The sequence below is a fragment of the Microbacterium sp. ZW CA_36 genome, from assembly GCF_044987475.1.
GTDB lineage: Bacteria > Actinomycetota > Actinomycetes > Actinomycetales > Microbacteriaceae > Microbacterium.
Genome location: NZ_JBJDRL010000022.1, coordinates 58570 through 68554 on the forward strand (window position 1 = coordinate 58570; position 9985 = coordinate 68554).

Below are 9985 nucleotides of genomic sequence, written 5' to 3' on the forward strand. Positions count from 1 at the left end.
TGCAGCTGCTGCCTCAGCCGCCGGCGGCCGGCGGCGTGCGCTTGGACTCGGCAAGCTCGTCGACGTGGAGCCCGGTCTCGTCGATCGTGCCGTTGCGATACGCCTGACGCCCCACCATGTGCGCCGACAGCGGCGCCGTCGCGAGCTGGATGAGCACGATCGGCACGAGGAATGCGACCACCGGCCACGACCGCAACGACAGCGCGATCGCCAGGCAGATCAGCATCAGGCCGAGTACCTGCGGCTTGGTCGCCGCGTGGAGGCGGCTCGGCACGTCGCGGAAGCGCAGCACGCCGATCGCGGCGGTGAGGCACAGCAGTGCGCCGATGAGGATCAGGACGAGGGCCGCGACATCCAGGATCTCGTTCATCGTCCCTGGTCCCTTCTCGCCACGAACCGCGCGATCGAGATCGACCCGAACACGCCGACCGCCGCGATGATCAGCAGCACCGGAAGCGTCCGGGTGTGATGGTTGATCGCCATCTCGGCGCCCAGCACGCACATCACCTCGGTGAGCAGCACGTCGGACGCCACCGCGCGGTCGAGGATCGACGGCCCGATCACGATCCGCCACAGCGTCAGCAGTGCGGCCACGCCGAAGATCACGTAGATCGCGATCATCAGGATGTTCATCGCGCACCCCCTCCGGCGACGGGTCTCGCAGCTCGGATCGCCTGCAGCTGCGCCCGCGAACCGACTGCGCGCACGATGCGCTCCTCCCAGTGGTAGACGCTCGCGCGCTGCTTCTCGACATCGGTGTCGTCTCGCACGCCGATCACGTGCAGGTACAGGATGCGGCGGTCGCGATCGGTCTCGACGATCAGCGAGCCGGGGATGAGGGATGCCGTCACGCCGGTGTGCGTCATGATCAGGTCGTCGTCGGTGCGCAGCTGCACGGCGATGATCGCGGCGCCGGGCTGTCGCCGGAAGTCGAGCACCTGCCACGCCACGATGAGCGAGCCGTGGATCACCGCCACGATGAACTCGGCCACGAACACGAAGCCCCACCAGAGGTTCACGCGGCCGGAGAGCTCCACGGGCGGCAGGCGGAAGATGCGCGTCACGATGATCGCCGCGATCAGGCCGGTGAGGAACGCGAGCCATGTGAACTGCCCCCAGAGGAGCATCCACAGCGCGATGAGCCAGACGAAGAACGGCAGCTGGCGCCAGGTCGTGATGACGGCGCGGTGCAGCCGGTTCTGGGGCAGGTCGGGGCTCACGGCGCCTTCTCCGATCCCTGCACGTCGTCCTGCAGCTGGGTCAGCGACACCGGCTGCAGGAGCGCCTCGCCGATGCGGGTGCACACGTCGTAGAGCGGCCCGGCGAAGATCGTCAGCGCGACGGTGATCGCCACCATCCCGGTCGTGGCGGCGGTCATGATCTTCGGGATGACGCGGCGCTCGGTCTCGACGCCGGCTGCCGGGGCCGTGCCGAGGTACGAGATGCGTGCCTCGGTCTCGGCCGAGTCCTCGTCCTCGCGCCAGAACGACAGGTTCCACGCGCGCATGAGGGCGTACAGGGTGAGAAGGCTCGTCAGGATGCCGCCGACCATCAGCACCATCATGATCGGCGTGCCGACCTGGGCCGCCGCGTCGAACAGGGCGAACTTGCCGATGAAGCCCGAGAACGGCGGCAGGCCGCCGAGGTTGACGGCGGGGATGAAGTAGAGCACGGCGATCACCGGCGCCGCCTTCATGAGTCCCTTCACACGCAGGATCGAGGTCGATCCCGCGCGGCGCTCCACGAGTCCGACGGCGAGGAACAGCGTCGTCTGCACCACGATGTGGTGGATCATGTAGTAGATCGTCGCCCCGATGGCCGCCGGCGTCGCGATCGCGAGCCCGAAGATCATGTAGCCGATGTGGCTGACGAGGGTGAACGACAGGATGCGTTTCAGCTCGGCCTGCGCGACCGCGCCGAGCACCCCGACGATCATCGTCGCCAGCGCCACCCACATGAGCAGCTGGTTCACGTCGTTGTAGAGGAACAGCTCGGTCTCGGTGCGGATGATCGCGTACACGCCGACCTTCGTCAGCAGGCCCGCGAACACCGCGGTGACCGGGGCGGGCGCGGTGGGGTACGAGTCGGGCAGCCAGAACGACAGCGGGAAGACGGCGGCCTTGATGCTGAATGCCAGCAGCAGCATGAGATGCAGGATCAGCTGCGTCTCCTGCGGGAGCTCCCCCATCCGCTCGGAGATCTGCACCATGTTCACGGTGCCCAGCGCGCCGTAGATCATCGCGATCGCCGCCAGGAACAGGATCGACGACACCAGCGACACGACGATGTAGACGACGCCGGTGCGGATCCGCGACTCCGTCGAGCCCAGCGTGATGAGGACATACGAGGCGACGAGCAGGATCTCGAAGCCGACGTAGAGGTTGAACAGGTCGCCCGCGATGAACGCGTTGAAGATGCCCGCGCCCAGGATCAGGTACGAGGGGTGGAAGATCGAGACCGGTGTGTCGTCGTCGCCGTCGGCCGCGCCCTGGCCGACCGAGAAGAGGAGCACCGCGAGCAGAACGATGCTCGAGACCACGACCAGCAGCGCCGACAGCCGGTCGACGTACAGCACGATCCCGAACGGGATGGGCCAGCCGCCGACCGAGACCGCGATCGGCCTGTCGCCGACGTCGACGACGTAGAGCAGGATCGCGGCGATGACGAGTACCGCGGTGAGCGTCACCACGGAGACGGCGACCTGCGTCTTGCGGTGCCGTCCGGCGATGAGGGCGATGGCGGCGCCGAGCAGGGGAAGCGTGACGAGCAGCGGGACCAGTGCCGGGGCGATCTGCATCATGCGTCATCACCTCGCTCGTTCTCGTCGGCGCGATCCCGCGGGTTCTGCGCGGGCCGGTCGACCGGGGCGTCGTCACGGAGGCCGGCGAAGTCCCGCGTGCCGAGGATCGTGATCGGAGCCGTGTCGGTGCCCACGAAGTCGGTCGTCGCGTCGTCGTCCGTGTGCTCGATCTCGGTCTCCTCGTCCATCGTGTCCTCGTCCTCGGGGCCGCGCTCGCGCACCTCGAGGTCTGCGATGTCGTCGATCACGGTGTCGGCCTGACCGAGCTGCCAGGAGCGGTAGATGAGTGCGAGGAGGAACGCCGAGACGGCGAACGTGATGACGATGGCGGTGAGCGTGAGCGCCTGCGGCAGTGGGTCCGACATCTCTTCGACGGATGCCGCCGCGCCGAAGAACGGCGCGACACCGGGGGCGCCCATCACGATGAGGAGGAGAAGGTTGGTCGCGTTGCCGAGCAGCAGGAACCCGATCAGGACGCGGGTGAGGCTGCGTTCGAGCATGGCGTACACGCCGCAGGCGAAGAGGACCGCCATCACGATGATGAGGATGAGCGAGACGTTCACGAGACGCTCACCCCCTGCTGCTCGCGCAGCTCCTGCGCCTGGCGGTCGACTTCGGCGCCGAGGCTGCGCAGCACGTCGAGCACGAGCCCGATGACGACGAGGTAGACGCCCACGTCGAAGATGGTGGAGGTGACGAACTCGACGTGGCCGAGCACCGGCAGCGTGGTCTCGAAGAAGAAGCTCGACAGCGGCGGGTAGCCGAAGAACACCGGCACCACGGCGCACGCGACCGCGATGGTCATGCCGGTGCCGAGCAGGCGCCCGGCGTCGGTGGGCGCGGCGGCGCCCAGCTCGTAGCGGCCGCCTGCGACGTAGCGCATCACGAGCGCCATGCCCGCCACGAGGCCGCCGGCGAACCCGCCGCCCGGAAGGTTGTGGCCGGCGAACAGCAGGTACAGCGACACGATGATGATCGTGTGGAACAGGATCCGCACGATCACCTCGAGCATGATCGAGCGGTTCTCGGGGCGTACGCGCTGGCCGCCGACGAGCCACGCCATGCGCCCGCTGCCGCGCTCGTCGCCGCGCTGCTTGAGGCCGTCCGACGTCTCGACGAGGGGGCGGCGCGCCCGGGTCGCCCCCGAGGGCAGCGGCGCGATGAAACGCGACAGCGTGTCGGCGCGGTGGGTGACGAAGACGAGGGAGGCCACGCCCGTCGCCGCGAGGATCAGCACCGAGAGCTCGCCCATCGTGTCCCACCCGCGCAGGTCGACGAGGGCGACGTTGACCACGTTCTTGCCGTGACCGAGCTGATAGGCCAGCTCGGGGAAGCGCTCCGAGATCGGCTTCTCGACGCGCGCGCCGGTCGCCACGATCGCGACGAGGGCCATGGTGATGCCGACCGCGGCGCCGAGCACGGCGCGCGCGACGGGCCAGACCGACGCGTTGTGCTCGCCGAGTCGCGACGGGATCCGCCGCAGCACGAGGGCGAAGGCGACCAGTGTGACGGTCTCGACGAGGATCTGCGTGAGAGCGAGGTCGGGCGCCCCGCTCGTCGCGAAGAGCAGCACCATGCCGAGTCCGGTCGCCGAGACGAGGACCACACCGGTGTAGCGCTTGCGCGCGCGGATCGCGATGAGTCCCGCCGCGATCATGAGCGGTGCGACGAACAGCTGCGTCGGCGTGTGGAACGCGTCGAGCTGGGCGCGCCACTCGTCGCTCGCGATCAGCGCCGTGCCCTCGGCGGCGACGAAGACGACGAAGATCGTGCCGACGTACACCGGCAGCGAGCCCCGCTGGGTGAGGCTGGTCGTCAGGACGGACAGGCGCGCGATGCCGCGGAGCGCGCCGTTGTACGCCTCGGCCGCCGTGAACGGCAGCAGCCGCGTGACCGGTCGCCAGCCGCGGGTCGCCCAGAACGCGAGGACGCCCACCGCGATGGACGCGAGCGAGATCCACAGCGCGGCCTCGAAGCCGTGCCAGACGGCCAGATGTGCGGGGTGCTCGGGAGCGGCCACGCCCGGCGTGGCCGAAGGCGCCTGATCGGCGTACGGGGCGAAGGCCTTGTCGAGCCACGGAGCCGCGACACCGGCGACCACGGTGAGACCGCTCAGCACGATCGGCGCCACGAGGAACCCGATGGGCGGGTCGGGCCATTCCGTGTCGGGCATACGGTCGCCGCTCGGCTGACGCTTGGTCGCGAACGCACCCCAGACGAAGCGGATGCCGTACCCCGCGGTCAGCACCGACCCGAGCGTGATGCCCACGAGGGCGACGATGCCCCACACTGCTCCGCCGAGCGCCTCGTGCAGGAGGGCGGCAAGCGCCCCCTCCTTGGCGACGAACCCGATCGTGGGGATGATGCCGACCATCGAGGCGACCGCGATGATCGAGAACGTGGCCAGCACGGGCGCCTGCCGGCCGACCCCGGACAGTTCGGTCAGGTCACGCGTGGAGAGCTGACGGTCGATGACGCCCACCACGAGGAACAGCGCCGACTTGAAGAGCGCGTGACTCAGCAGCAGCGCGAGGCCGGCGAGGGCGGCATCCCTCGTTCCATAGCCGAGCACCACGGTCAGCATGCCGAGCTGGCTCACCGTGCCGAACGCGAGCACGCGCTTGAGGTCTGTTTCGCGCAGGGCCTGGAACCCGCCCAGCAGCATCGTGAAGACGCCGAGTCCCACCACGATCGGCCGCCAGGTCGGCGCGATCGCGAACACGGGTGCGAGGCGGGCGATGAGGTAGATGCCGGCCTTCACCATCGCCGCGGCGTGCAGATAGGCGCTCACGGGGGTGGGCGCCGCCATGGCGCCGGGCAGCCAGAAGTGGAACGGGAAGATCGCCGACTTGCTGAGCGCGCCGACGAGGATGAGCACCAGGGCGGCGTCGACGATGGGCCCGGACGGCGCCTCGGCGAGGATCGTCGAGATGCTCGAGGTGCCGGCGTCCACGACGAGCAGCACGACGCCGATCAGCATGACCAGTCCGCCGAGCGTGGTGACCAGGAGCGCCTGCAGTGCGGCGCGGCGGCTCGCCGCGCGTTTGTTGTAGTACCCGATCAGGAGGTACGACAGCACGCTCGTGACCTCCCAGAACATCACGAGCACCACGAGGTCGTCGGTGAGCACGAGACCGTACATCGCGCCGGCGAAGGCGAGCAGCACAGCGGCGAACTGGCCGAGGTTCTCCTTCTTGCCGCGGAAGTACCAGCGGCAGTAGATCATCACCAGCGCGCCGACGCCCGTCACCACCAGCGTCATGAGCCACGACAGCGTGTCCATGCGCATCGAGAGGTCGATGCCGAGTGGGGGGATCCAGGCGTATGTCTCGAACGGAATGTCACCGGCGATGATGCGCGGCGTGAGCACCACGGCGTACACGAAGCCCGCGAGGGGAAGGATCGCCGCGACGTAGAACGCGCGGGCGCCGATGCGCGCGACGAGCCACGGCAGCAGAATCGGAACGACCGCGAACGCGCCGAGCACGAGGAGCATTCGGGCCTCCTCGGGGTCGTCGGTCGGCGCAGGTCGTCGGAGGACAGCGCGGAGCCAAGGCGATCGGGGTGTCTGAACCATCCTACCCGGCGCAATCCGGGCCCTGAGTCGACCGCACACGACCCCGGTCGTTAGCGAGGGGGCGCCAGCGACCGAGGCGCAACGCCTCGAACCGTTCGACGACGCCGGGTGCGCGCGTTTCGTCTCGCTCGTTCCTCGCTCGCTCGCTCAACGACCGGGTTCGGCGCGAGGACCCGGGGCGGCGGCGGGGTCAGCGCGACGGCCGGCGCCGCGGCGAGGTCAGCGCTCGAGCGGAGCCGGGCCCGTCGTGTTGCCCTCGCGGAAGGAGCACGTGAAGCGGATCGAGGCGGCTGGCGCGCCCTCCAGCATCGCCGCGACGGCGGCGCCGGCGGCCCGGCCCTTGTCGGTCGCCGGCTGCACGAGCGTCGTCAGCTCGTACGGGGCGAGGCCGTCGACCACGATGCCGTCGAAGCCGGTGACGCTCACGTCTTCGGGGACCCGCAGGCCCGCCTCCTCGGCCGCCCGAATCACGCCGGCGGCGAGCAGGTCGCTCTGCGCGATCACCGCGGTCGGGCGACGGTCGGGGTCGGCGAAGATCTCGCGGCCGGCCGCGTGCCCCTCGTCGATGAAGCTGCCGGCGGCGGCGAAGGTCGCGGCATCCGGGAACACGTCCAGGGCGCCGGCGAGGCGTTCGCGCGTGACGTCGACGGCGATCGCGGTGTCGTCGTGGATCCAGCCCCGCTCCCACCCGGCGCGGACGGGAAGCGCGACGACGGCGACGCGGCGGTGTCCGAGGGCGCGGAGGTGGCTGGCCGCCTGGCGCTGCGCCTCGCGGTTGTCGAGTCCGATGCGGGGGACGTCGTCCCCGGCATCCCCTTCGATCACGACGACCGGGATGCCGCGGGCCTTGACGGTCTCGAGCGACTCGCGCAGCAGCCCGCTGCAGCCGATGAGCACCGCCGCGTCGAGCGGCGCGGTGGTGAGCGAGGGGCCGCTGCCGGTGGGCTCGTGGTCGCGCAGCAGGAGAAGTCCCGCGCCGATCGGCGTGACCGCGTCGGCGAGGCCGTCCATCATCAGCGTCTTCACGGGGTCGAGGAACGCGGTGCGCAGGTGCTCCTCGAAGACCACCCCGACGATGCCCGAGCGCCCGCGGCGGAGCGATGCGGCGCGCGGATCGGGACCGGTGTAGCCGAGCGCCGCGGCGGCGTCGAGGACCCTCCGGCGGGTGGCCTCCGACACGGGCGTCTTGCCGCTGAACACCACCGAGGCGGTCGACGGCGAGACGCCGGCCTCACGGGCGACGTCCGAGATCGTGGCGCGGCGGGTTCCGGCATCCTGACGGCTCATGTCGTGACGATCGTAGCCCGTTGCAGGCCACCGGGCCGAATCGATTCGAGGCAGGCAGTTCCCGGGTTCCAGCGCTGCCGAATCGATTCGGTACAGTGTCCGGATGGATACCGTGCTCACCCGGACGCAACTGGTCGCCTGGCGCACCGCGATCTTCGGCATCTTCTTCGCGACCGGCCTGGGCTTCGCCACGTGGGCCGCACGCGTCCCTTCCGTCAAGGCCAACCTCGGCATCAACGACTTCGAAGTCGGCCTGCTGCTGTTCGCGTCGGGTGCCGCGTCGATCCTCGGCCTCACGCTGGCCAACGTCGTGCTCGCGCGGTGGGGCGCCCGCCGCGGATTGCTGATGGGTCTGGCGACGTTCGCGATCGGCATCGTGCTCGTCGGCTTCGGCGCCGACATGACGGCATCCTTCGCCCTCACCGCCACCGGGCTCGCGGTGATGGGACTCGGCATGGGCGCGACCGACGTGATGATGAACGTCGAGGGCGCGGCGATCGAGCAGGCGAGCGGCAAGACGATCATGCCGCTGTTCCACGCCCTGTTCAGCCTGGGCACGGTCGCCGGCGCCGGGGTCGGCGTGGCGATGGCGGCGTGGCAGGTGGGCGTCGCCCCGCACCTCTGGATCGTGGGCTGCCTCGTCGTGGTCGGCGGCGCCGTCGCCGTCACCTTCGTGCCGCGACGAGAGGTGAACGAGGACCCGACCGACGCCGCCGATGCCCCCACCCGGCGCGAGAAGTTCGCCGCCGCGATCGCCGTCTGGCGCGACCCGCGCACCTACGCGATCGGCGCGATCATGCTCGGCATGGCGTTCGCCGAGGGCGGCGCCAACGACTGGCTGCCGCTCAGCGTGGTGGACGGACACGGCGGCACCGAGGCGCAGGGCGCGATCGCGCTCACCGTCTTCTCGGTGGCGATGACCGCCGTGCGGGCGCTCGGCGGCCCGCTCGTCGACCGCTTCGGACGCGTGTGGACGCTCCGCATCCTGGCGATCCTCGCCGGCGGCGGCCTGGTGATCTTCATCCTGGCGCCCTCGATGCCGATCGCCCTGATCGGCGTGGCCCTGTGGGGCATGGGCGCGTCCCTCGGCTTCCCGCTGGGCATGTCGGCCGCGGCCGACGACCCGGCGAAGGCTGCCGCATCCGTCTCGGCAGCCGCCACCATCGGCTACGTCGCGTTCCTGTGCGGCCCGCCCATCCTCGGCTGGATCAGCCACCAGATCGGGCTGCTGCCGACGCTCTGGATCCTCGTGGCGCTCATCGCCCTCTCGGGCTTCGCCTCGGGCGCGGCCAAGCCGATCGCCGGCTCGCAGGTCGGCGCCGGCCACCACCACTAGGGCGGGACCACGCCGGGGCATCTGGAGATGTCCCGGCGTGCGTCAGCTCAGAGGCGATCCGCGACGGTGGCGGCCACCGTCAGCCACGCGTCGCGGGTCTCGGGCGCCAGCGCGTCGAAGTCGATGGGGCCGCCGTCGACGAGGGACGGATCGAACGGCGCATTGACGACCGCAGAGGTCACCTGCTCGAAGTGACGCGTGAGGCGGTCCTCGAGCCGGCGGTCGGGGCGCGACGAGGGCGCGGTGAGCACGGTGACGGCGTCATCGATCTTGTCGCCGAACCCCTTCTCGCGGAGGCCGTCGAGCAGCCACGCGGCGCTGGCGGCGGTGTCTTCGCGCACAGTGGAGACGATCACGAGCTGGTCGGCCGCCGCGACCGACGCCACCCAGTTCGAGGCGCGCATGTTGTTGCCGGTGTCGACGATCATCAGCCGGTAGTAGCGACGCAGGAGCGAGTGGAGCCGGTCGAACGCGGCGGAGTCGATCGTCGAGGATGCCGCGGCATCCTCGTCCGACGCCAGCACGTCGAAGCGGGCGTCGACCTGCGTGCGCACGTACGTGTCGAGTGCAGCGAGGCTGGAACCGCTCGGGTTCCAGAACTCGTCGATGTCTTCGAGGAGGTCGACGGCGGTCCGGTGGTGCGGGGCGTTCTGCGCGCGCCAGCCCAGCGTGCCGCGAGTCTCGTTGTTGTCCCACGCGAGGGTCGCACCGCCGCGCACCGTCCCGAAGGTGGCAGCCAGCAGCAGCGTGCTCGTCGTCTTGTGCGCGCCGCCCTTCGGGTTGAGCACCACGATCGTCCGCGGCGCGTCGAGCCGGCGCTGCACCCGCTTCTGGCGATCGAGCCGGTCGCGCTCGGCGCGGCCGGGTGCAGGAGAGACGAGGCCGCCGGTCGCCCGGCGGACGGCTCCCTGCCACCCCGACGTCGCGCGCGTGCGGCTGGCGCCGCCTCGCGACTCGAGCAGGTCCTGGACGGTCGGCTTGCCCG

9 protein-coding genes are annotated in these 9985 nt (G+C 70.5%); 1 reads left to right on the forward strand and 8 read right to left on the reverse strand.

All coding sequences use genetic code 11. The features are described from left to right. Positions 1–13 precede the first annotated feature (13 nt). From mnhG to ACI3KX_RS11510, 7 genes are all read right to left on the reverse strand, one after another. Positions 14–370, reverse strand: a complete 357-nt coding sequence (gene mnhG, locus ACI3KX_RS11480; protein ID WP_308866290.1) for a monovalent cation/H(+) antiporter subunit G — start codon at positions 368–370, stop codon at positions 14–16. Then, positions 367–633, reverse strand: coding sequence for a monovalent cation/H+ antiporter complex subunit F (locus ACI3KX_RS11485; RefSeq protein WP_404909862.1), 267 nt, complete (start codon positions 631–633; stop codon positions 367–369). The genes mnhG and ACI3KX_RS11485 overlap by 4 nt, the downstream gene beginning before the upstream one ends. After that, entirely contained in the window at positions 630–1220 is a 591-nt protein-coding gene (locus ACI3KX_RS11490; protein ID WP_363356112.1) for a Na+/H+ antiporter subunit E, read from the reverse strand. The genes ACI3KX_RS11485 and ACI3KX_RS11490 overlap by 4 nt, the downstream gene beginning before the upstream one ends. Next, the gene (locus ACI3KX_RS11495; protein WP_363356110.1) at positions 1217–2800 is read right to left on the reverse strand and encodes a Na+/H+ antiporter subunit D; all 1584 of its coding nucleotides are present in this window, start codon (positions 2798–2800) and stop codon (positions 1217–1219) included. Before ACI3KX_RS11495 ends, ACI3KX_RS11490 begins: the two co-directional genes overlap by 4 nt. Beyond that, positions 2797–3363 (reverse strand): Na(+)/H(+) antiporter subunit C, encoded by a 567-nt coding sequence (locus ACI3KX_RS11500; RefSeq protein ID WP_349425746.1) that lies wholly within the window; start codon positions 3361–3363, stop codon positions 2797–2799. Before ACI3KX_RS11500 ends, ACI3KX_RS11495 begins: the two co-directional genes overlap by 4 nt. Next, positions 3360–6296, reverse strand: a complete 2937-nt coding sequence (locus ACI3KX_RS11505; protein ID WP_363356108.1) for a Na+/H+ antiporter subunit A — start codon at positions 6294–6296, stop codon at positions 3360–3362. The genes ACI3KX_RS11500 and ACI3KX_RS11505 overlap by 4 nt, the downstream gene beginning before the upstream one ends. Positions 6297–6596: 300 nt before the next feature. Beyond that, complete coding sequence (locus tag ACI3KX_RS11510; protein WP_404909863.1) at positions 6597–7664, reverse strand: LacI family DNA-binding transcriptional regulator; 1068 nt, start codon at positions 7662–7664, stop codon at positions 6597–6599. A gap of 103 nt (positions 7665–7767) precedes the next feature. Between ACI3KX_RS11510 and ACI3KX_RS11515 the strand changes: the two genes are divergently transcribed. Next, positions 7768–9000, forward strand: a complete 1233-nt coding sequence (locus ACI3KX_RS11515; protein WP_363356104.1) for an MFS transporter — start codon at positions 7768–7770, stop codon at positions 8998–9000. Between the two features lie 47 nt (positions 9001–9047). On the opposite strand, the gene ACI3KX_RS11520 is transcribed toward ACI3KX_RS11515, so the two are convergent. Next, positions 9048–9985: MinD/ParA family protein (locus ACI3KX_RS11520; RefSeq protein WP_404909864.1), on the reverse strand; the 938-nt coding region annotated here is incomplete at its 5' end.